The organism is Actinomadura sp. 3N508 (genome assembly GCF_044326375.1).
GTDB lineage: Bacteria > Actinomycetota > Actinomycetes > Streptosporangiales > Streptosporangiaceae > Spirillospora.
This window is the reverse complement of sequence record NZ_JBIRAX010000016.1, coordinates 66,419-85,231: the sequence shown is the minus strand read 5'-3', so window position 1 is coordinate 85,231 and position 18,813 is coordinate 66,419. Positions and strand designations below refer to the sequence as shown.

Below are 18,813 nucleotides of genomic sequence, written 5' to 3'. Positions count from 1 at the left end.
CACCCGTGTTGACCTTTGGGTTCACCGCACGCTCGGAGGCCCGCCCCGAAGTGGGCGTCGCGCGGGCGTCGCGGACCGGGACCTTGGGCCATTCTGGAGCCGACCTCCGGCCCCTGCGGGGCGGGCCCCGGCGAGGCTGAACTGGTGGTGAAACCCCCGGACCACGGCGTGCCCGCCGGACGGCGGCGCGCAGGAGGTGCACCATGTTGACACTCGGTCCCCTGGCTCTCGCGCCCCTACTCGCGGCGACGCTGGGCTTCAGCCCCCTCGCACCGTCCCCGACCCCCACGACGACCGGCCCCACCACTCCGCCGCCCACGGCCAGCGTCACCGTCACGCCGCCGTCCGTCGCCGTCGGAGGCTCGACGGTGACCGTCGCCGCCGTCTGTAAGGACGGGACCGCCAAGTCCATCGTCAAGTCCGAGGCCTTCGCCGCCGACGGCGTGTTCAACGGCGCCACCAAGATCACGGTGAAGACCGCCGCCACCGCCAAGCCCGGAAAGTACACCGTCAACCTGCTGTGCGACGGCACCACAGTCAGCGCCTCGACCTCGCTGCAGATCACCCAGGGCGCGCCGACCACGCCCCCGGTGAGCCCGTCGCCGACCAACGCGATCCCGTCCGGTCCGCCGCAGACCGGTGAGGGCTCGACCTCGGGTCCCGGCCCGCTGCTGCTCGGCGGGGTGGTCCTGATCGCGGCGGGTGCCGCGGCCGGGGCGGTCACGCTGCGCCGGCGCCGCGAGGGCGGTGTCTGAAATGCGCCGACGGGACGGCGTGTGGCTGCCGATCGCGGCCGCCGCCGTCATCATCGGGGTCGTCCTGGTCGTCTTCGGGCTGCAACGCCGCGACGGACCACCGGACGTCCCCGGACAGGGCCGCAACGGCCCCTCCGCGACCACGCCGGGGGCCGCGGCCCCGATGAGCCGGTCGGCGCCCGTCCGGATCCGGATCCCGGCCATCGGCGTGGACGCGCCGGTGCTGTCCCTCGGGCTGAACGCCGACGGCACCGTCCGGGAACCCTCGCTGGCCCAGCCGTGGCTCACCAGCTGGTACAACGGCGGCGCCGCCCCCGGCGAGCGCGGCCCGGCCGCCTTCTACGGCCACGTCGACACCCGCGCCTCCGGCCCCGCGGTGTTCTACGACCTCGCACGCCTCAAGCCCGGCGCACACGTCAGGGTCCTGCGCGAGGACGGCCGCACCGCGATCTTCCAGATCACCTCGATCGAACAGGTCCCCAAGTCCCGGTTCCCCACCCAGAAGGTGTACGGCCCCACGTCCGAGCCGACCATCCGGGTCATGACCTGCGGTGGCGACTTCGACCCGGGCACCCGCCACTACAAGGACAACGTCATCGCCTACGGCGTCCTCATCCACGCCGTCGGCTGAGGTCCCGTTCAACGCGCGGCCGTCGCCCCGGCCCCGGCCGCCGCGGACGGACGCTTAGGACGGTCGAAGGCGGCTAGAAGGACTTTGGTCCCTTGGTGCCGATGGCGCAGCGGGTTCTCATGTGATTGCCGGCCGGTGCGGTCGCCGTTGGACCGCGTGCGCCGGGAGCAGACAGGCGAGCCCTTTCCGAGAGGAGATCAGGTCAGGTGAAGACAACCGACGGCGTCACGGCCGCCGATCTGGCGGAGCAGCGCTTCTTCTCCGGCGTGCCCGAGCCGCACCTGGCCGCGCTGGGGGCGGTCGCCGAAGCCGTGGACTTCCCGGCCGGCCATCGGTTCTTCGACGAGGGCGAACCCGCCCAGCGCTTCTGGCTGCTGCGGTCCGGAAAGGTGGCGCTCGACCTGCAGGTTCCCGGCCGGGGCGCGGTGGTGGTGGAGACCTTGCCCGCCTCGGCGGTGCTGGGCTGGTCGTGGCTGTTCCCGCCGCACCGGTGGAGGTTCGGCGCCGTCGCGCTGGAGCCGGTGACGGCCTTCGCGTTCGACGGGCCGGGTGTGCGCGAGTTGTGCGCCGCCGACCCCGGGCTCGGCCGGGATCTGGCCTTACGGTTCGGGGCGGTGATGGGTGACCGGCTCGAGGCCACCCGGGTGCGGATGCTGGACCTGTACGCGCATCCCGAGGAACTCCGATGACGGCGGACGCGGCCCCGGCGCCCATGGCGCCGGTCCCGTACCGGGTGACGGGGTGGCGTGCCGAGACGGCCGACACGGTCACGCTGACCTTGGAGCCGGTCGGGGCATCGATCGCCGAGCCGGTCCCGGGCCAGTTCACCATGATGTACGCGTTCGGCATCGGCGAGGTGCCGATCTCCGTCAGCCGCATCGGGCCGGGGCCGGTGCTGGAGCAGACCGTCCGGGCGGTCGGCGCCGTGACCCGGGCCGTGTGCGGGACGAAGCCGGGCCAGGTCATCGGGCTCCGCGGGCCGTTCGGCGCCGGCTGGGGACCGGAGACCGCACGCGGCCGCGACCTGGTCATCGCCGCCGGCGGGATCGGGCTGGCCCCGCTGCGGCCGGTGGTGCTGCGCGCGCTGTCCGAGCGGGACGCCTTCGGCCGGGTCACGGTCTTGATCGGCATCCGCACGCCCGCCGATCTCCTGTTCGCTGGCGAGCTGGACGCGTGGCGTTCCCGCGGCGCGCGGGTCGAGGTCACGGTGGACCGGCCGGCCCCGGGCTGGACCGGTCACGTCGGCCTGATCACCACGCTGGTCGGCTCCGTGGACGTCGATCCGGCGCGGGCGACGGCGTTCGTCTGCGGACCTGAGGTGATGATGCGCGTCACCGCCGAGGCGCTCATCGGGCTGGGGATGGGCGCCGCCGACGTCCGGGTGTCGCTGGAGCGCAACATGCGCTGCGGCCTCGGGTGGTGCGGGCACTGCCAGCTCGGGCCGCTGCTGATCTGCCGGGACGGGCCCGTCGTGCCGTACGGGCACGCCGTCCCCCTCATGACCGTCAGGGAGCTGTAGCGATGGGACGACCAACGCTGGCCGTGTGGAAGTTCGCCTCCTGCGACGGCTGCCAGCTGACCCTCCTCGACTGCGAGGATGAGCTGCTCGCCCTCACCGGGCGGATCGAGATCGCGCACTTCCTGGAGGCGACCAGCGCCGCCGGGGACGGCCCGTACGACGTGTCGCTGGTGGAGGGGTCGATCACGACGCCCGCCGACCTCGAGCGCATCCGGCACGTGCGGGCCGTGTCCCGGAAGCTGATCACGATCGGGGCGTGCGCGACGGCCGGGGGCGTCCAGGCGCTGCGGAACTTCGGCGACGTCGAGGAGTTCGCTTCCGTCGTCTACGCGCGTCCCGACTACATCGCCACCCTCGACCGGTCCACCCCCATCGCGGCGCACGTGCCAGTGGACTTCGAGCTGCGCGGCTGCCCGATCGACCGCCGCCAGCTCTTGGAGGTGCTGATGGCCCACCTCACCGGGCGCAGGCCGGACGTCCCCGGACACAGCGTGTGCTTCGAGTGCAAGTGCCGCGGAAACGTGTGCGTCATGGTCGCCCATGGCACGCCATGCCTGGGCCCGATCACCCACGCGGGCTGCGGCGCGATCTGCCCCGCCTACGGGCGGGGCTGCTACGGCTGCTTCGGCCCCTCCCCCAACTGGAGCGGCGCCCGGCCCAACACCCGCGGGCTGCTGCCGTGGCTCGATATGACCGAGGACGAGACGCACCGGGTGCTGTCCACATTCAACGTCTCCGCGTTCCGCGAGGAGCCACAGCCGGAGCCGACGGCGGAGGAGGCCCGCGATGACGCATCGCAATGACCGGACGCTGAAGGTCGGGGCGCTCGCCCGGGTCGAGGGCGAGGGCGCGATGTACGTCCGGGTGCGCGGCACCGACGTCGAGGAGGTGCGGCTCGACATCTACGAGCCGCCCCGGTTCTTCGAGGCCTTCCTGCGCGGCCGCGCCCACACCGAGCCGCCCGACATCACGGCCAGGATCTGCGGGATCTGCCCGGTCGCGTACCAGATGAGCGCGTGCCAGGCGATCGAGGCGGCCTGCCGCGTGACCGTGGACGGCGTCCTGCGCGACCTGCGGCGGCTGCTGTACTGCGGCGAGTGGATCGAGAGCCACGCGCTGCACATCTACCTGCTGCACGCGCCCGACTTCCTCGGCTACCCGGGGGCGGTCGAGCTCGCCCGCGACCACCGCGACCTCGTCGAGCGGGGCCTGCGGCTGAAGAAGGCGGGAAACACGCTGCTGGAGGTGCTCGGCGGCCGGGCGATCCATCCGGTGAACGTCCGGGTCGGCGGCTTCTACCGGACGCCGTCGCGCACCGAGCTGGCCCCGCTCGCCGAGACCCTGCGGGAGGCATTGGACGACGCGCTGGCCACCGTGGAATGGGCGGCGGGGTTTGAGTTCCCCGACTTCGTTCACCACCACGAATACCTCGCGCTGTCGGCCGACCGGTACCCGCTGGAGGAAGGCACCCTCCGCAGCAGCGCGGGACGCGCCTTCCCCGCCGCCGATTTCGAGGAGAACATCGTCGAGGAGCAGGTGCCCCACTCGACCGCGCTGCACGCCCGCTTCACCGACGGCGGCATGTATCTGGCCGGGCCGCTGGCGCGCTACTCCCTCAACCACGACCGGCTGTCGCCGCTGGCGCTGGAGGCCGCCGACCGGGCCGGGCTCGGCGCCGAATGCCGCAACCCGTTCCGCAGCATCCTGGTCCGCGCCGTCGAGATCGTCTACGCGGTGGACGAGGCGCTGCGGATCATCGACGGCTACGAGCCGCCGCCCCGCCCGTCGGTGCCCGTGCCGCCGCGGGAGGGCACCGGGCACGGCGTCACCGAAGCGCCGCGCGGCCTGCTGTACCACCGCTACGACCTCGGCCCGGACGGCCTGATCCGGGCGGCGCGGATCGTCCCGCCGACGTCGCAGAACCAGGCCGCCATCGAGGACGACCTGCGCCGCTTCGTCACGGCCCGCCTGCACCTGAACGACCACGCCCTGACCCACCACTGCGAGCAGGCGATCCGCAACTACGACCCCTGCATCTCCTGCTCCACCCACTTCCTCGACCTCACCGTGGACCGGTCATGACCATCGTCATCGGCGTCGGCAACGACTTCCGCCGCGACGACGGCGCGGGTCCGGCCGTGGTGGAGGCCCTGCGCGGCCGTGTCGCGGCGGTGCTCGCGGTGACCGACGGCGAACCGGCCCGGCTCATCGGGCTGTGGGCCGGGGCCGACCTGGCGATCGTCGTGGACGCGGTCCGCGCCGAGCCGCCCGCCCCCGGCCGGATCCACGACCTCGGCGCCGAGACCGCGGCGCTCGCCCGGCGGCCCGTCACCGGCCACGCCCTCGGGCTCGGCGAGGCCGTCGCGCTCGGGCTCGCCGTCGGGCAGATGCCCGCCCGGCTGCGCGTCCTGGCGATCGAAGGGCTCGACTTCAGCCTCGGCCGCGGGCTGACACCCGAGGTCGCCGCCGCCGTCACCGCCGTCACCGACCGGATCGCCGCCTCACTCACATCGAACATCTCACCGAATCCGCCGCCTGTGAGAGAAAGCCGACCGTCATGAACACCTTGGAACTGACCGGGCTCGGTCCCCTGTACGACGCGCTGCGCCGCGCCGGATACACCGTCATCGGCCCTACCGTCCGGGATGACGCCATCGTCCTGGCCGAGCTGGACTCGATCGATCACCTGCCGTACGGCTGGGGCGTGCGGCTCGCCCCAGGCGGGTACCGGCTGCGCCGCAGGGAGGACGGCGCGGCGTTCGCCCACGCGGCCGGGCCACAGTCCTGGAAACCCTTCCTGCACCGCCCACGCGTCAAGCTCTGGGAGGCCGACCGGACCGGCGACGGCTTCGAGGTCCAGGACCACACCCCCGCCCCCGCCCGGCTGGCGCTGCTCGGCGTCCGCCCGTGCGACCTGCGCGCCATCGCCATCCAGGACCGCGTGCTGACCGGCGGACGCCACATCGACCCGTCCTACGCGGCACGGCGCGACGGCGCCTTCATCGTCGCCGTCAACTGCACCGAGCCCGGGGAGACCTGCTTCTGCGTCTCCATGGGCACCGGCCCGCAGGCAGGCCCGGGATACGACCTCGCCCTCACCGAACTGACCGGCGACAACGGCCCCCGTTACGTCGTGGACGTGGGCACCGAGACGGGCGGTCTCGTCATGGACGACATCCAGGCCGGACTGGCCGAGCCCGCCGACGTGGACCGGGCCCGCGCCGAGGTGACGGCGGCGGCTGACCGGATGGGCCGCGAGATGCCCGCGCTCGACCTGCGCGACCTGATGGCGGGCAGCCTGGAGGCCGAACGCTGGGACGAAGTCGCCGAACGCTGCCTGAGCTGCGGCAACTGCACCATGGTGTGCCCGACCTGCTTCTGCACCCGGGTCACCGACACCACCGACCTCACCGGCGACCACGCCGAACGCTGGCAGCTCTGGGACTCCTGCTTCGACCTGGACCACTCCCACCTGCACGGCGGCGACGTCCGGTCCTCACCCAAGAGCCGGTACCGGCAATGGCTCACCCACAAGCTCGGCACCTGGCACGACCAGTTCGGCTCGTCCGGCTGCGTGGGCTGCGGCCGGTGCATCGTGTGGTGCCCCGTCGGCATCGACCTCACCGTCGAGGTCGCCGCCCTGAACGCCGAAACCGTCCAGGACGGCGCAGGCTGAGTCGTCCACGGCCGAAAGACCCGCCCGGATGGGGCTGATCGGCCCTGCTCCCGCACGGCGCGCCGCGTGAGCATGAAGGCAGGCGCGGGAGGTGCGCGATGAAGCAGACCTTCAAGCTCGGGACGATCCTCGGCATCCCCGTCGGGATGCACTGGTCGGTGCTGGTGATCATGGCTCTGATCACCGACATCCTCGCCAGGGCGGTACTGCCCGCGGCCGATCCGGCGGCGTCCGCCGGGACACGCTGGACGGCGGCCGTCATCGGCGCGGTGCTGTTCCTGGCGTCGCTGGCCGCGCACGAGTTCGCGCACGCGCTCGTCGCCCGCCGGCACGGCGTCCGGGTCGGCTCGGTCACGCTGTGGATGCTGGGCGGCATCGCGGAGCTGGATGGCGACCCGCCCGACGCCCGCGCCGACCTGCGCATCGCCGGTGCTGGCCCGCTCACCAGCGCGGCAGCCGCCGCCGTCTTCACCGGGACCGCGGCGGCCGGCACCGCGCTGGGCGTCGCGCCGGTCGCCACCGCGCCACTGGGCTGGCTGGGCGCGGCCAACGCGCTCATCGCCGTGTTCAACCTGCTGCCGGGCGCCCCACTGGACGGCGGCCGTATCCTGCGCGCGGTGCTGTGGCGCCGGCGCGGGGCCCGGTTGAGCGCGAGCCGCGCCGCCGACCGCGCCGGGGCGACGCTGGGCCACGCCATGATCGGCGGCGGGCTGGTCGTCATGCTGCTGGTGAGCTGGTTCGACGGACTCTGGCTCGCCCTCGTCGGCTGGTTCATCGCCGGTTCCGCGCGGGCCGAGGAACGCTGGACGGACCTGCGCGCCGCCGCCGACGGTCTGCGCGCCGCCGACATCATGACGCCGTACCCCGATCACGGCTGGTCCTGGCAACCTGCGGGAGTGTTCATCGAGAGCGTCGCTGTGCGGTCGCGGCAGTCGGTCTTCCCCGTCCTGGACGTGACCGGGGATCCGGTCGGCGCCGTCACGGCGGACCGGTTGTCCCGCGTCCCGTCCCGGGACGTCGGAGCCACCCTCGGTGACCTCGGCGTCCCGTTGCCTTCCGACCGCGTCGCCGGGCCCGGCATCCCCGCGGTCACACTGCTTCAGATGAAGCCGATCGCGGGCGACCTCCTCGCGGTCGTGGCCGCCGACCACCGGCTGCTCGGCATGGTCACCACCGCCGACGTCCAGCGGCTGCTCCGGCACCACCGGCTCCGGCAAAGCCGTCCCGCCACCGCCTGAACGGTGGCCCCCACTGCGAGGCTTCTACGATGCGCCCTGCGCATCCTTGGCCGAGGCCCGGACCGGCCTCGTGATGCGGCGCCGGCGGCGAAGCTCGTCGGCGGCCCAGACGATGACGGCGAACGTGGCGATGATGGCCAGGACGTCCCAGGGCAGCGCAGCGGTGCCGAACAGGTCCCGCAGGGGCGGCAGGTAGATCAGGCCGCGGAGAAGCTGGGCCGACAGCAGCCGGGACAGCGACCGCTTCTCCCGGCGCCGGACCTGGTTCGGCCCGTACACGGCCAGCCGCCGGGCAGCCTCGCGTCCCGACGGTCCCCCGGTCACCGGTGCGCGGCTCCTTGCGGAGCAGCGGCAACGGCTCGCGCGGGTCAGCGGCCGTCGTCCCCGCCCCCTCGACCGGCCCGGCGCCTGGACGATGTCGCACGATCACCCTCCCATCAGCGGAGGCGGCGCCCGCCGGTAGTGACGGCGTACCTGCCCGTTACCTCCAGCCCGGCCTGCCGAACCGCCCTCCTATGAGCGCATCGGTCCGCAGGCCGGAGGGCGGTGCTGCGGCGGTCACGTACGGTCATCCGGCAGAGGTGGGGACGATGGCGACCGTGCATGGTGCGTGCTTCAGCAGCGCGTCACTGGTGGCACCCACGGTCAGCATGTCGACGGCGCCGGCCCCACGAGCGCCGGCCACCGTCAGGGTCGCGTCCTCCGCCGCCTCCAGCAGCGCCTCCCGCGGCGATTTCAGCTCCAGCGACGTCGTGGCCTGGACGTACGGGTACTTCACCCGCCAGGGCGCCACCGCCCGCTCCAGCACGGCGCCGCACACCCGCCGCAGCTTGTCCTCGTCGTCGAACAGCGACAGGTCCCCTCCGGGCGCCGCGCCGGGCTCCCAGCAGCCGTACACCGCGCGCAGCCGCCAGCCGCGCAGCGCCGCCTCCTCGAACCCGAAGGCCAGCGCCGCGTCCGCACCCGCCGAACCGTCCACGCCGACGACCACCAGGCCGTCGCGGGGAGCCGCCGACCGCACGACCACGACCGGGCAGTCGGCGTGCGCCGGCACCCGCAGCGCCGTCGAGCCGACGGGCATCTCGCCCGGCTCGTGCGAGCCGATCACGATCAGTTCGGCGTCGTGGCCTTCGTGGACCAGCGCCGGACCGGCGCTGCCGTCGTGCAGCCGCTTGTGCACCTTCAGGTTCGGGCCGAGATCCCGCGCCAGCGTCACGCCGCCGTCGAGCAGGTGCTCGCCCATCCTGCGGATGATGGCCACACCCTCGTAGTCGATGTAGTCGATCGGATAGGGCCAGCGCCAGACATGGCAGACCGTCAGCGGCAGGTGCCGCAGCCGCGCCTCCCCCACCGCCCACCGCAGGGCCCGCTCGCTGTTGCTGGTTCCGTCGTAGCCGACGATCACGTGGCTCATGACGTCCTCCCTGTTTCGTCCACTTCCATCCCATCGCCGGGCCACCGGCGGTGACAGGGCTGAACGTCCCTGCCTGGCGGGACGTCCGGGTCAGGCCGCCGTGCGCCACGGGCGGGTGCGGGTGACGTCGGAGCTCATGGTTCCTGCGTGATGACCTCTTCGACGGGGCGGCGGACGGTGGTCAGTTCCTCCCCGTCCGGCACGCCGAGGCGCAGCAGCATCTGCGGATGCGCGTCATCGCAGAAATGAGCGCGGATGAACGCGCGCAGCTCCGGAACCTGAAGCGCCTGGGTGTGGTAGGCGGCGGCCAGGTCATGCTCGGCCGCACACAGCAGCACGCGCTGCAGCGCCTGTCCCGCCTCCAGCCAGGCGGCGGGCGTGTCGCTCCCGGTGACCAGCAGGAGCACGATTCCGGCGCGGACCGTCCCGTCGTCGGTGGACGGCTCGACACCCCAGCCCTGGCCGCGCGCGAAGTCGCGTGCCGGGAAGTGCGGCTCGGTCCGCGGGGTCTGCCTGGGATAGGCGGCCTGCTGCACGCCGTCCTTGCGGGCCGTGGCCGGCGCGGGCGCCCAGCGGGCGATCTCCGCCGCGTACGAGGGCGTGCGCTGCTGGATGTGCTCGGCGGCCTCGGTCAACGCGGCCAAGGCCCCGGTCACGTGCGCGTCGGCGGCCTGGATGAGCCGGGCTCCCTCCCGCTCGGCCGCGTGCCGCAGGGCGGTCAGCACCTCCGCAGCGACCGGGTCGGGCCGGAACGCGCCGCGATGGCTGTGGCGGCGCCGGATCTGCGCGTGTTCGCGCTCCACCTCATCGCCCGCCCGCACTCTCTCCGGCTCCATATCGACGTCGGCGAGCAGATGCGGGCGATCGGGATCGGGCAGCAGCCGCACCACCGGCTCGAACCTTTGGGCGCGCATCGACAGCCGCAGGTTGTACAGCGCGGCACCACAGCTGATCAGCATCTCCCGACCGTCCGGGTCGGCGACGTCCAGCCGGCGGTCCGAGTCGGCGCTCAGGCTGATCCGCGATCCGCGCACGGCGAACCGCCACGGCTGGGTGTTGTGCACCGACGGCGCCTGGACCGCGTCCTCGACAGCACGACGGACGGCTTCGGCCGTGACATCCCTGCTCGGTGAAGACATGTCCCCCCCTTTTGCCTCTTCCAGCCCACCATCCGCGACTGACCTGCGGGAGGACCGAACGTCCCCGATGGCGGTGCCGTCCGGTATGTACCCGCCCTGCCCGAGGTACGGGTCGTCCGTCCCTGTGCTCAGGCGGGCGCGGCTAGGGCGTTATGCGGCCTGCAGCGCCGCAGGGCGAGGCACCGGGACGACCGCGACCGTGCACGGGGCATGGTGCAGCATCGCCGAGCTGGTCGCACCCAGCAGCAGGGGATCCAGTCCCCCGGTACCGCGATCACCCACCACCAGCAGATCGGCACCCGCGGCCGCCTCCAGCAGCGCCTCACGCGGACGTTCCAACTGCAGCGACACCTGTACACGGACCTCCGGATAACGCCGCGTCCACGCATGGACGGCACCGTCCAGCATCTCCGCGCGCGTGCGGAACAATCTGTTCCGGTCGGTGAACAGCGCCAGCTCCGCCTCCGGCACCGCGCCAGGTTCCCATGCCGCGTGGACCACCCGCAGATCGCAGTCACGCAACGCGGCCTCCTCGATGGCGAACCCGAGCACCGCATCAGCCCCCGCCGACCCGTCGACCCCGGCCACCACGAGCCCCCGTGCCTCGCCGGCACGGCGGACGACGACCACCGGACGATGCGTGAACGCGGGCAGTTGCACCGCCGCCGAACCGGCCGGCAGCCGATACCGCTCAGGCGAACCCACCACGATCAGCTCCGCGTCATCGGACTCATGAACAAGCGTCTCCGTGACCGGCTCAGGCCGCAGCAACGTGCGCACCCTTCCCACGCGCCCCCAGCTCACGGGCCCGGCACGCGCCCTCGCGCAGCAGGTTCTCGCCCGCCCGCTGGAAGATCGCCTCGACGGCGGCGTCCACATGCCCCCGCGGATAGGGCCAGTGCCAGCAGTAACACATTTCCAGATCAAGACCCCGCAACCGGGCTTCCTCGACCGCCCACCGCAACGCGGGCTCGTTCTCATCGGTCCCGTCATAGCCGAGCAGGACGTTCGGCCTCTGGGCCCGGGTCAGCGCAGCCATCCGGTCCCCCTTCCACCGGCACAGGAGTCACTTTCAGTCTCTCCAGGCCACAGCACCCCTGACAGGGGCCGAAGGTCCCGGTCTGGCCGGGCCGTCCAGCACTGCCCGGCACTGGTGGCCGGTGAGACCGTGACGGTTCGGGGAAGGCCTCACGAACGGCCACGAACGGGTCCGGACGGCTGACCCCGGCGGCCTCCGGCAAGACCTGGCGACAGCGGCGGAAGGGAACACCATGAACCGGTGGATCCTGTCCTACGACGACTACGACCCAAGCGCCGAAAGGCTGCGCGAGGCTCTGTGCACCCTCGGCAACGGCCATTTCGCCACCCGGGGCGCCGCTCCCGAGTCGTCGGCCGACGGCGTCCACTATCCGGGGACCTACATCGCGGGCTGCTATGACCGGCTTTCGGCTGAGGTGGCCGGGCGGCAGGTCGACAACGCCGACCTGGTCAACATGCCGAACTGGCTCTCCCTGACGTTCCGCGCCGCCGGCGGTGAGTGGCTGGATCTCGACCGCGCACGGGCGGAAGGACGGCTGCTGTCCTACCGCCAGGAGCTGGATCTGCGGCGCGGCGTCCTGACCCGTCTCGTGCGCGTGCGCGACGCGGAGGGGCGGACGTCGCGGGTGGCCCAGCGCCGATTCGTGTCCATGCACGACCCGCACCTGGCCGCACTGGAGACCACGATCGTGGCCGAGGACTGGAGCGGCCCGGCGCAGATCGTGTCGGCATTGGACGGGCGCGTCGTCAACGCCGGAGTGGAGCGATATCGAGGCCTCCCGCAAAGGCACCTGAGCAGTGAGAAGACATCCGAGCAATCCGCCCCCGACACGCTCCTCCTGCGTACCCGGACGTCCTCGTCGAGGATCGGGATCGCGCTGGCAGCCCGCACCCGGGTGTCGATCCCGGCCGAGCGCACCCACCGCGGCGAGGGCGGATGGACGGGCCACGACCTGAGCCTCGACGTCCGCGAAGGCGCGCCGGTCACGATCGAGAAGGTCGCGGCCGTGTTCACCTCCCGCGACCGCGCCGTCGAGGAGTACGGAGGGGCCGCGCTGGACGCCGCCGCGACCGCCGCCGACTTCGACGCCTTGCTGGAGCGGCACACTCTCGCGTGGACGCGGTTGTGGCGGCGGTGCCAGCTCAGCGTCGACCACGTCGAGGTGCAGCGGATCCTGAACCTGCACATCTTCCACCTGCTGCAGACGGTGTCGGAGCACAGCGTCGACCTGGACGTCGGCGTCCCCGCCCGCGGCCTGCACGGCGAGGCCTACCGCGGCCACGTCTTCTGGGACGAGCTGTTCATCCTGCCGTTCCTGACCATGCGGTTCCCCGAGATCGCCCGCGCGCTGCTGCTGTACCGGTGGCGGCGGCTGCCCGCCGCCCGCCGCGCCGCGGCCGACGCCGGGCGCCGCGGGGCGATGTACCCGTGGCAAAGCGCGGCCGACGGGCGCGAGGAGACCCAGCGCGTGCACCTCAACCCGCGTTCGGGACGGTGGCTGCCCGACCACACGCACCTGCAGCGGCACGTCGGGCTCACGATCGCCCACAACGTGTGGCGCTTCTACGAGGCGACCGGCGATGTCGAGTTCCTCGCCGAGTACGGCGCCGAGATCATGCTGGAGGTCGCCCGGTTCTTCGCGGACCTGGCCGGCTACGAACGCTCCACCGACCGGTACCGGATCCGCGGCGTCATGGGCCCCGACGAGTACCACGACGCCTATCCGGGGCGGGACGAGCCGGGCCTGGACGACAACGCCTACACCAACGTCCTGGCCGTGTGGGTGCTGCGCCGGGCGCTGGACGCGCTCGCCGCGCTGCCCGAGGAGCGCCGCGCCGAACTGCGGGAACGGCTCGCGCTGACCCGCGAGGAGATCACCCGGTTCGAGGATGTGGCCCGCAAGATGTACGTCCCGTTCCACGACGGCGTGATCAGCCAGTTCGACGGCTACGCCGACCTGGAGGAGTTCGACTGGACCGGCTACCGGGCCCGCTACGGCGACATCCGCAGGCTGGACCGGATCCTGGAAGCCGAGGGCGATTCGCCCAACCGCTACAAGGCGTCCAAGCAGGCCGACGTGCTCATGCTCTTCTACGTACTGTCACCCGAAGAGCTCGACGATGTCCTGCGGCGCCTCGCCTACGAGCACGGCCCCGCACTGGCGGCCAGGACCATCGGCTATTACCTGCCGCGCACCTGCGACGGGTCGACGCTCAGCTCGCTGGTGCACGCCTGGATCCTCGCCCGGACAGACGGCGACGAGGCCTGGAATCTCTTTCTGGAGACGCTGTTCAGCGACTTCGCCGACGCCCAGCACGGCACCACGGCCGAGGGCGTCCATCTGGGCGCGATGGCAGGCACTGTCGACCTCGTCCAACGCTGCCATGCCGGCGTCAGCACCCGCGGCGGCGTCCTTCAACTCGATCCGCGGCTGCCCAGCGCGATCGGGGAGCTGCGCCTCGGGCTCCGCTACCGGGGCAACTGGGGCGTCGACGTGACCTGCCGCCGGAACCTGATCCGTATCGGGCTCCGCCCCGGCGCCACCTCCCCCATCCGTATCTCCTACCGGGCCGAGGAGATCCAGATCCAGCCCGGCACATCCTGGGAGAGCCCGCACGGCTGGACGTCTCCGCCCGCCGGCTGATCCCGCCCATACCCGTCGCGAAACACCATGCCCACCGCGCAACACGAAGGACGAGGCCCGGCGAGTGCCGGGCCTCTGGCGTGCGACCTTTCGCTCAACTCCCGGACCGTCCGGGAGCGGCCATGACGGGGACGACCGCGACGGGGCAGTGCGCGTGGTGCACGAGCCCGTGCGTCACGGCCCGGCTGCGCGGGGCGCTCAGCCCGTTGTGGGGATGTGAGCCCACGACCACCAGCTCGACGTCGCGGGACGCTTTGACCAGCGCGGCCGCAGGGTTGTCCTGGACGATGTCCTCCACGACGTCCACGCCGGGGAAGCGTTTGCGCAGCGGCGCGTGGGCCTTGATGACACGCCAGCGGGCCCGCTCTTCGATCCGCTGCAGATCGGCTCCCGCTCCGGGCCCGTCCAGTGCCTCAGGGAACGGCCAGGCGTGCACCACGCGGAGCCGGGCATGTCGTGCTTCCGCGGCGTTGAACGCGTATTCCAGAGTCGTGGAGTCGTCGTCCAGGCCCACTCCCACGGCGATTTCGCCGCGCTCGCCGGCAGGTCCGGCCGCCGGCTCGCCGCGTACCACCACGACCGGGCAGGTGGCGTGCCGGACGACGCCGAGCCCGACCGACCCCAGCAGGAGCCCAGCGAAACCGCCGAGCCCCCGGTGCCCGACCACCAGCTCGAACGCGCCCTCCGACGCCTCGGCCAGGACCCGGACGGTCCGCCCGGGTACGAGCTCCACGCTCACCGGCACCTCGGGACGGCGCCCGTGCGCGATGCGCTCGGCGCCCGCGATCACCTCACCGCCGACCCGGGACACCGGGCCCGCCTCTCCGGGCGCGACGTTCAGCGGGACGTCGTACGGCCATCGCTCCACCGCATGGACGATCTTCAGGGCACGCCGGCGCCGCGCGGCGTCATCGGCGGCCCAGGCCACGGCTCGTCCGGACGGGACCGAGCCGTCGGCCCCCACGATGATCGGATCGGACATGGTCGACTCCTTTCCTGGTCCTCCGGCTGCTGTCGCGCGGAGACCGGTTCAGTCGCCGGCGGGAACGATCACCACCGGCGCATGCGCATGGTGCAGAACCGCGTGGTTCACCCGGCCCAGCGCCATCCCGGCCGGCCCCCGCCTGCGGCGGGCACCGACCACGACAAGGGCGGCGTTCTCCGACGCCTCCACCAGCGCCTGCGCGGGCGACCGATCCGAGACCAGCCGTCCGACCGGGACATCCGGGAACGACTCCCGCATCCCCGCCAGCGCCTCCGCGAGTTCCATGTCCTCGATCACCCGCCGCCGCGGCGACCCGAACTCTCCGCCCACCGCATGCAGCGCCAAGATCCGGGCGCCCCGCGCAGCGGCCTCGGCAAATGCCCATTGGACGGCCGTGTCCTCACCGGGTGCGCCCTCGACACCGATCACGATCTCCGCCGGCGCATCGGCGGGGAACGGCGCCGAACGCGGCACCACCAGCACCGGACAGCGGGCACGCGCCGCCACGTGCAGCCCGACCGACCCGAACAGCAGGCCCTCGAAACCACCCAGCCCACGCGACCCCACCGCCACCAGGTCCGCGCGCTCGCTCTCCTCCACCAGCGCATGCCCCGGGTCCTCCGGCACCAGCCGCGTCTCGACCTCCAAGTCCGGATGGACCTTGAGCGCATATTGCCGGGCCTCGGCGAGCAGATCCTCCCGCTCCGCGATCAGCCGGCGCAGCGCGTCCGGCGCAATCGCCCCGTCGGGTACCAATGCACGGGACCCGTGGACGAGCAGCAACGACAGGCGATGGCGGACGGCACGATCGCTCGCCCAATCCAACGCCCGCCAGGCATGCGCGGAACCATCGATCCCCACCACGACCGAAGCCGACATCACTCCTCCTGGACTGTTCTTGGCGCTTTCACCTTCGACGCTAGGCCGCGGGACGCCTGCCATCCCGCGGCCGAAGGTCCCTCCTCATAGGGACGACGGTCACCGGCCTCGGCCCCCTGGCTGCGGCCTCCTACGTCTTCGACGCCCTGCTGACCCAGTGCAGCGGCGAGCCGGTGACTCCTGGCCGTCTCGACACCCAGCGGCTGGACACCGCATTTCCGCAGGCCACCCAAATAATGACCATTTTACGGCCGACAAAAAGCCGAATTTCAGGGCGACAATAATGCCTGTCATTTCTATCGCCCATCATCACGGACCGCGGATATCCTACGGCCGAAAGAAGCTAAACCAAGGACCTTTGCCCCTCTCGAATAATAGTTCTCGGAGCGAATATGGCCTGGGGTGATAAAGATAAATGAACCTGCAGAGATCAGCAATACCGAACGTCAGGTCCCACCGTGGCCTTTCAAGGCTCCCATACTCGCCGCCTGCGCGGCGGCGGGCCTTGCCGGGCTCACCGCCCCGGCGGCCGCCACTCCGTCCGACGCGCCGCCGAACCAAGCCGCGCGCTCGGCGGTCGGCCTCACCTTCGACCGGGAAGGTACCGGCTTCGCCTTCTACCGGGGTGAGGGCGACGCCGTCTACATGCGCACCTTCACCGGCTGGGGCACGTGGTCGGCGCAGACCGGTGTCGGCGGCGCCATCACCGGCGCCCCGTCCGCCGCCGCCGCGGGCACCAAGATCGTCACAGCCGCCCGCGGCAAGGATGGCGCACTGTGGCTGCGGACGATGGCCGGCGGCGCCTGGGGCCCCTGGACCACCTGGGGCGGCGCGCTGTCCTCCGCTCCTGCCGTCACCGGCGGCGGCGACGGGCGCGTCGACGCGTTCGCCCGCGGCACCGACGGCGCGCTGTGGACGCGCACCCTCCGCGCCGACGGAACCAAGTCGGCATGGCGAAGCCTCGGCGGCCGGCTGGCCACCGCGCCCGCGGCCGTGACGATCCAAAACGACTCCTTCGACCTCGCCGCAGCCGGAACCGACCACCGGGTCTGGCGAGCCACGACCGCCACCGGATGGAAGTGGACATCGATCGGCGGCCGCACCTACAGCGCACCCGCCATCGGATACATCCCGCAGAGCAACGGCCTGTTCGTCCTGGTCCGCGGGACCGATGACGCGCTGTGGGCCAACGGCCTGGGCGGTGGCGGCTCCACCGGATGGAGGAGCCTGAAGGGCAGGCTGATCGACGGCCCCACCGCCGCAGGCACCCGCCAGCCCGCGCCGCACATCACCGCCGCGATCCGCAGCGTCGACACGGCCGTGTGGACCACCATCTACCCCACCGCCGAGGGCTCCTGGTCCCCCTTCGCCCGCGCCTGGATCCCCGACGACGGCAGGTGAAACGGCGATCATCGGGGCGGACCGGCACCGGTACCGGTCCGCCCCGATGTGACGTCGCTGGGACGGCCCGCGTCCGCCAAGGGCCCCGTTCTGCGGGCACAACCAGGACGGGCCGCTCGGCGGCGCGCGCGCCACCGCGCCGTTCCAGGACTCATGCCGCGGCGACGAGAACACGGCCGCGACGCTGTTGGCCGTAATGGCGGTCTCCGCCGTGGTCTACGCGATCAGCTTCCTGCTCATCCGGGCGCTGTCGCGCTACCGCGTACTGGCCGGCGACCGTGCCGCGGCTCAGCTCACCGGCTGGCTGGCCGCCCTGGCCTCCACACTGGTCAAGATCACCCATGACGTCGCCGCATCCCGACACGGGACCCGCGCACCGCTCAGGCGTTCAACGTCTTCCTCTTCACCCCCGCCGCAGGCCCCGGCACCGCCCTGGCCAACCTGTTCTCCACCCCCACTCTGCGGCAGCGTCTGGACCAGATGACCGAGATCTCGGCAGACCTCACCGCCGACCATCCCTACCACGATCGGTGATCCGGCCTGAAACGGGCGGGGCGGCATCCGGGGCCGACCGGCCAGACGGCCTGAACCGCCGTGCTCAAGGGCACCGCTCCCCCGTGGTCTCTAGCCCTAACGGACGCGATCAAGATAGCCAGTGCGGTGACCACGAACGTTCAACGTGTTGGGTGACACGCCGGATCGGGTCCGGGATGTGGGAGTTGATCGGCTTCACCCTCGATGGCGACAGGTCGTTGTCGAGGAGGGTGGGCTGGTGACAGAACCGGTCAGAGCACGGCGGTTGACCGAAGACGAGGGCCGGCGGCTGCAGCAGATCGTGCGGCGGGGCAAGCACGAATCGATCCGGGTCCGCAGGGCGATGATCATCATGGCGTCGGCGTCAGGAATACCGGCCCCGGCGATCACCCGCCTGGTCGCCGCAGACCCCGACACCGTCCCGGAGGTGATCCATGCCTTCAACGAACGGGACTGGCCTGCCTGGACCCTAACTGGGCGGGCGGCCGTCCCCGCCTGATCAGCGATGAGGACATCGCGTTCATCATCGAGACGGCCCAAACGCGCCCGACCAAGCTCGGGCGGCCGTTCACCCGCTGGAGCGTCCGCAAACTCGCCAGCCACCTGGCCGACCACGCCGAGCGGAAGATCCGGATCGGACGGGAACGGCTGCGGCAGGTCCTGCACGCCCACCAGATCACCTTCCAGCGCGCCCGCACCTGGAAGACCTCCACCGACCCCGATTTCGACGCCGAACTGGACCGCATCGAGGAGGTCACGACCCGGTTCGCGGACCGATGTTGCAGTCGCCGCGCCCACCACCCGGCGTCCGGCCCGAGCAGGGTGAGCCGCTCGGCGAACGGCAGCATCGCGAGGGCGGGCTGAAGATCCCGATCCGACACGACGGCGATGCCGTGGTCGCGCGTCATGAACGGGTGGTCCGAGTCCTGGGCGTCCAGGCGGGCCTCCACCCTCTCGAA

The 18,813-nt window shown here is 72.3% G+C and carries 19 protein-coding genes; 12 read left to right on the top strand and 7 right to left on the bottom strand.

The annotated features are described in order from the left end of the window. Positions 1–203 precede the first annotated feature (203 nt). The 9 genes from ACH34S_RS38335 to ACH34S_RS38295 all read left to right on the top strand — a co-directional run bounded on the left by ACH34S_RS38335 (position 204) and on the right by ACH34S_RS38295 (position 7,819). Positions 204–755, top strand: coding sequence for a hypothetical protein (locus ACH34S_RS38335; protein WP_395957820.1), 552 nt, complete (start codon positions 204–206; stop codon positions 753–755). 1 nt (position 756) lies between these two features. Next, entirely contained in the window at positions 757–1,386 is a 630-nt protein-coding gene (locus ACH34S_RS38330; protein WP_395957819.1) for a class F sortase, read from the top strand. Positions 1,387–1,592: 206 nt separating this feature from the next. Next, complete coding sequence (locus tag ACH34S_RS38325; RefSeq protein WP_395957818.1) at positions 1,593–2,075, top strand: Crp/Fnr family transcriptional regulator; 483 nt, start codon at positions 1,593–1,595, stop codon at positions 2,073–2,075. After that, a complete protein-coding gene (locus ACH34S_RS38320) occupies positions 2,072–2,905 on the top strand; it encodes an FAD/NAD(P)-binding protein (RefSeq protein ID WP_395957817.1) in 834 nt (277 codons plus the stop codon). Before ACH34S_RS38325 ends, ACH34S_RS38320 begins: the two co-directional genes overlap by 4 nt. A gap of 2 nt (positions 2,906–2,907) precedes the next feature. Then, positions 2,908–3,708, top strand: coding sequence for an oxidoreductase (locus ACH34S_RS38315; protein ID WP_395957816.1), 801 nt, complete (start codon positions 2,908–2,910; stop codon positions 3,706–3,708). Next, positions 3,692–4,987, top strand: a complete 1,296-nt coding sequence (locus tag ACH34S_RS38310) for a Ni/Fe hydrogenase subunit alpha (RefSeq protein ID WP_395957815.1) — start codon at positions 3,692–3,694, stop codon at positions 4,985–4,987. Before ACH34S_RS38315 ends, ACH34S_RS38310 begins: the two co-directional genes overlap by 17 nt. Beyond that, positions 4,984–5,466: a hydrogenase maturation protease gene (locus ACH34S_RS38305; RefSeq protein WP_395957814.1), complete on the top strand. Its 483-nt coding sequence runs from the start codon at positions 4,984–4,986 to the stop codon at positions 5,464–5,466. Before ACH34S_RS38310 ends, ACH34S_RS38305 begins: the two co-directional genes overlap by 4 nt. Then, on the top strand, positions 5,463–6,581 hold the full coding sequence (locus ACH34S_RS38300) for a 4Fe-4S dicluster domain-containing protein (RefSeq protein WP_395957813.1): 1,119 nt from the start codon (positions 5,463–5,465) through the stop codon (positions 6,579–6,581). The genes ACH34S_RS38305 and ACH34S_RS38300 overlap by 4 nt, the downstream gene beginning before the upstream one ends. Before the next feature lie 98 nt (positions 6,582–6,679). Beyond that, positions 6,680–7,819, top strand: coding sequence for a site-2 protease family protein (locus tag ACH34S_RS38295; protein WP_395957812.1), 1,140 nt, complete (start codon positions 6,680–6,682; stop codon positions 7,817–7,819). Between the two features lie 24 nt (positions 7,820–7,843). Here the strand turns inward: ACH34S_RS38295 and ACH34S_RS38290 are convergent, their stop codons facing one another. From ACH34S_RS38290 to ACH34S_RS38270, 5 genes are all read right to left on the bottom strand, one after another. Further along, a complete protein-coding gene (locus ACH34S_RS38290; RefSeq protein WP_395957811.1) occupies positions 7,844–8,143 on the bottom strand; it encodes a cation transporting ATPase C-terminal domain-containing protein in 300 nt (99 codons plus the stop codon). Between the two features lie 244 nt (positions 8,144–8,387). Next, a complete protein-coding gene (locus tag ACH34S_RS38285; protein WP_395957810.1) occupies positions 8,388–9,233 on the bottom strand; it encodes a universal stress protein in 846 nt (281 codons plus the stop codon). A gap of 134 nt (positions 9,234–9,367) precedes the next feature. Beyond that, a complete protein-coding gene (locus tag ACH34S_RS38280) occupies positions 9,368–10,372 on the bottom strand; it encodes an Acg family FMN-binding oxidoreductase (protein WP_395957809.1) in 1,005 nt (334 codons plus the stop codon). Between the two features lie 150 nt (positions 10,373–10,522). Next, entirely contained in the window at positions 10,523–11,152 is a 630-nt protein-coding gene (locus tag ACH34S_RS38275) for a universal stress protein (protein WP_395957808.1), read from the bottom strand. Beyond that, positions 11,130–11,411: a universal stress protein gene (locus ACH34S_RS38270; protein WP_395957807.1), complete on the bottom strand. Its 282-nt coding sequence runs from the start codon at positions 11,409–11,411 to the stop codon at positions 11,130–11,132. The genes ACH34S_RS38275 and ACH34S_RS38270 overlap by 23 nt, the downstream gene beginning before the upstream one ends. Before the next feature lie 232 nt (positions 11,412–11,643). On the opposite strand from ACH34S_RS38270, the gene ACH34S_RS38265 reads away from it, so the two are divergent. Continuing rightward, a complete protein-coding gene (locus tag ACH34S_RS38265; protein ID WP_395957806.1) occupies positions 11,644–14,055 on the top strand; it encodes a glycoside hydrolase family 65 protein in 2,412 nt (803 codons plus the stop codon). Between the two features lie 94 nt (positions 14,056–14,149). Here ACH34S_RS38265 and ACH34S_RS38260 read toward each other — a convergent pair whose 3' ends face one another. After that, complete coding sequence (locus ACH34S_RS38260) at positions 14,150–15,037, bottom strand: universal stress protein (protein WP_395957805.1); 888 nt, start codon at positions 15,035–15,037, stop codon at positions 14,150–14,152. A gap of 48 nt (positions 15,038–15,085) precedes the next feature. Next, a complete protein-coding gene (locus ACH34S_RS38255; protein ID WP_395957804.1) occupies positions 15,086–15,919 on the bottom strand; it encodes a universal stress protein in 834 nt (277 codons plus the stop codon). A 402-nt stretch (positions 15,920–16,321) separates the two neighbouring features. Between ACH34S_RS38255 and ACH34S_RS38250 the strand changes: the two genes are divergently transcribed. Both ACH34S_RS38250 and ACH34S_RS38245 read left to right on the top strand, forming a co-directional pair. Beyond that, positions 16,322–17,320 (top strand): hypothetical protein, encoded by a 999-nt coding sequence (locus ACH34S_RS38250; RefSeq protein WP_395957803.1) that lies wholly within the window; start codon positions 16,322–16,324, stop codon positions 17,318–17,320. A gap of 738 nt (positions 17,321–18,058) precedes the next feature. Continuing rightward, entirely contained in the window at positions 18,059–18,718 is a 660-nt protein-coding gene (locus ACH34S_RS38245; protein WP_395957802.1) for a helix-turn-helix domain-containing protein, read from the top strand. Positions 18,719–18,813 lie beyond the last annotated feature (95 nt).

What these genes read in the sequence shown, in the direction of transcription:
- ACH34S_RS38335 (WP_395957820.1), top strand. Translation starts at nt 204, where the DNA reads ATGTTGACACTCGGTCCCCTGGCTCTCGCGCCCCTACTCGCGGCGACG.
- ACH34S_RS38330 (WP_395957819.1), top strand. Translation starts at nt 757, where the DNA reads ATGCGCCGACGGGACGGCGTGTGGCTGCCGATCGCGGCCGCCGCCGTC.
- ACH34S_RS38320 (WP_395957817.1), top strand. Translation starts at nt 2,072, where the DNA reads ATGACGGCGGACGCGGCCCCGGCGCCCATGGCGCCGGTCCCGTACCGG.
- ACH34S_RS38315 (WP_395957816.1), top strand. Translation starts at nt 2,908, where the DNA reads ATGGGACGACCAACGCTGGCCGTGTGGAAGTTCGCCTCCTGCGACGGC.
- ACH34S_RS38310 (WP_395957815.1), top strand. Translation starts at nt 3,692, where the DNA reads ATGACGCATCGCAATGACCGGACGCTGAAGGTCGGGGCGCTCGCCCGG.
- ACH34S_RS38305 (WP_395957814.1), top strand. Translation starts at nt 4,984, where the DNA reads ATGACCATCGTCATCGGCGTCGGCAACGACTTCCGCCGCGACGACGGC.
- ACH34S_RS38300 (WP_395957813.1), top strand. Translation starts at nt 5,463, where the DNA reads ATGAACACCTTGGAACTGACCGGGCTCGGTCCCCTGTACGACGCGCTG.
- ACH34S_RS38295 (WP_395957812.1), top strand. Translation starts at nt 6,680, where the DNA reads ATGAAGCAGACCTTCAAGCTCGGGACGATCCTCGGCATCCCCGTCGGG.
- ACH34S_RS38285 (WP_395957810.1), bottom strand. Translation starts at nt 9,233, where the DNA reads ATGAGCCACGTGATCGTCGGCTACGACGGAACCAGCAACAGCGAGCGG.
- ACH34S_RS38280 (WP_395957809.1), bottom strand. Translation starts at nt 10,372, where the DNA reads ATGTCTTCACCGAGCAGGGATGTCACGGCCGAAGCCGTCCGTCGTGCT.
- ACH34S_RS38270 (WP_395957807.1), bottom strand. Translation starts at nt 11,411, where the DNA reads ATGGCTGCGCTGACCCGGGCCCAGAGGCCGAACGTCCTGCTCGGCTAT.
- ACH34S_RS38265 (WP_395957806.1), top strand. Translation starts at nt 11,644, where the DNA reads ATGAACCGGTGGATCCTGTCCTACGACGACTACGACCCAAGCGCCGAA.
- ACH34S_RS38260 (WP_395957805.1), bottom strand. Translation starts at nt 15,037, where the DNA reads ATGTCCGATCCGATCATCGTGGGGGCCGACGGCTCGGTCCCGTCCGGA.
- ACH34S_RS38255 (WP_395957804.1), bottom strand. Translation starts at nt 15,919, where the DNA reads ATGTCGGCTTCGGTCGTGGTGGGGATCGATGGTTCCGCGCATGCCTGG.
- ACH34S_RS38245 (WP_395957802.1), top strand. Translation starts at nt 18,059, where the DNA reads ATGGCGACAGGTCGTTGTCGAGGAGGGTGGGCTGGTGACAGAACCGGT.